The sequence below is a fragment of the Brucella lupini genome, from assembly GCF_002252535.1.
In the GTDB taxonomy this organism is placed as follows: Bacteria; Pseudomonadota; Alphaproteobacteria; order Rhizobiales; family Rhizobiaceae; genus Brucella; species Brucella anthropi.
Window position 1 is genome coordinate 1 of the sequence record NZ_NNRN01000024.1, and the last position, 854, is coordinate 854.

Genomic DNA, 854 nt, shown 5'->3' on the forward strand with positions numbered 1-854 from the left:
CTACGACGTAGACTCATAAACTAATGCACCAGATGCGGATAGCGATGAGTTTGACAGCTGCCAGGAAATTGGCGGGGTTCTTGTCGTAACGCGTTGCGATACCGCGATAGTGTTTGATGCGGTTGAAGAACCGCTCAACCAGATTTCTCTGACGATAAACCCACGGTGAGAACGACAAGACGCCCGTGCGGTTGGATTTGGGTGGAATATTGGCCCATATTTTTTGGTCTGCTGCCGTCTTGCGGATGGCATCGGTATCATAGGCCTTGTCTGCAAGCAGCGTGCCGCCTTCTTTAACACACGCCATGAGGCCCTCAGCCTGAGAGCAGTCAGCAACCTGGCCACCCGTCAGGCAAAAATTGATCGGACGGCCTTCCGCATCAACAATTGCGTGGATTTTGCTTGTGAGGCCGCCACGGGAACGTCCCATGCAACCATCGTCGGCATCCCTTTTTTTCCTGTGGCTCCGTGCTGGTGAACACGGACACAGGTGCTGTCGATCATCACGATGTCACCGTCATAGGCCTCCGAGACGGCCTCCAGTAACCGATCCCAGATACCGGCACGTCGCCAGCGAACGAACCGGTTGTAACAGGTCGTTGCAACACCATAGCGTTCAGGGATTTCCGACCACGATGAGCCAGTGCGGAACCGCCATAGTATGCCATTGAGAACCATGCGATCGTCAACCCGAGGCACACCACGAGGTTTGCTGGGCAACAGCGGCTCAATAATCGACCATTCCCGGTCTGTCAGCTCATAGCGGCGACGTGACATCAAACACCTCCAATTTTGAGGCCATTTGAATCACTAATCCTTTCAAATAACTAGTCTATTTATGAGTGTACGACCTA

1 protein-coding gene is annotated in these 854 nt (G+C 53.3%); it reads right to left on the minus strand.

Annotated elements, in window-relative coordinates; all coding sequences use genetic code 11:
* Positions 1-13 precede the first annotated feature (13 nt).
* Positions 14-777, minus strand: a protein-coding gene (locus CES86_RS02240) for an IS5 family transposase (protein ID WP_094513477.1) whose coding sequence is annotated in 2 segments (ribosomal slippage) — positions 14-450 and positions 450-777 — 765 coding nt in all. Because the reading frame shifts where the segments join, the coding sequence is not laid out codon by codon here.
* Positions 778-854 lie beyond the last annotated feature (77 nt).